Here is a 1,054-nt window from a genome sequence, read left to right on the forward strand (position 1 = left end):
ACGGTGCACCGCCCTGCCAGAGGCCACCCGCAGCGGCCGGGAGTAGCGTGGGTCGAATCAGCCGGAGGAGGAGCACATGGCACGCATCGTGATCATCGGGGGCCACGGGAAGATCGCCCTGCAGCTCGAACGCCTGCTCGCCGATCGGGGCGACGAGGTCGACGCGATCATCCGCAACCCCGACCACGGCGGCGACGTCGCGGCCACGGGCGCTCGCCCGGTCGTCGCCGACATCGAACGGCTCGACGTCGACGATCTCGCCGAGATCCTGCATGGACACGACGCCGTGGTCTGGTCGGCGGGAGCCGGCGGCGGCGACCCCGCGCGCACGTACGCGGTCGATCGCGACGCGGCGATCCGCACGATGATGGCCGCCGAGAGCGCGGGCGTCACGCGGTACGTCATGGTGTCGTACTTCGGCTCGCCCGACCATACCGTGCCAGAGGGCAACTCGTTCCGTTCGTATGCCGAGGCGAAGGCCGCCGCCGACGAGTATCTCGTGGGCACGGCCCTCGACTGGACGATCCTCGGCCCGAGCACGCTGACCGACGGCGAGGGCACGGGACGCATCGACGTCGAGGCGCCGAGCAGCGGCACGGTCGATCGAGCGGATGTCGCGGCCGTCGCGGCCGAAGCGGTGGCCCGCGATTCGACGGTGCGCCGAACCATCCGGTTCAACGGCGGTGGTACGCCGATCGCCGAAGCGCTCGGCTGACCGACGCCGTTCGAGCGCTGGCACGAGCGCCGGAACGATCAGTGCTCGCGAGGTCGTCGGATCAGCGACCCGAGCGCCGCGAGACCCAAGAGGCCTCCGACCGCAATGAACGTTCCGAGAATCGACCAGATCACGGTTTCCGTCGACATCGCCCACCTCCATGTCAGTGGCTTCATTCTGCACGCGGGCGCTCGCGTCCGCCAGCATTCGGAGATAGGCGATCGACGGAGTCGCCGTGCCGGACACTTCGGAGGCGGACGTCAACCCGTTGACCGCATGGCGGGTGCGGCGCACGCTGGAGAGATCCCGAGCGCGGAGGCATCATGACCGATCCACGAG

The 1,054-nt window shown here is 69.7% G+C and carries 1 protein-coding gene; it reads left to right on the forward strand.

The features are described from left to right. Nucleotides 1-76: 76 nt before the first annotated feature. Nucleotides 77-715 (forward strand): SDR family oxidoreductase, encoded by a 639-nt coding sequence (locus ACFWWU_RS37525; protein WP_384153785.1) that lies wholly within the window; start codon nucleotides 77-79, stop codon nucleotides 713-715. Nucleotides 716-1,054: the final 339 nt, after the last annotated feature.

It is taken from the genome of Streptomyces sp. NPDC058650, assembly GCF_042717315.1.
Taxonomy (GTDB): Bacteria; Actinomycetota; Actinomycetes; order Streptomycetales; family Streptomycetaceae; genus Streptomyces.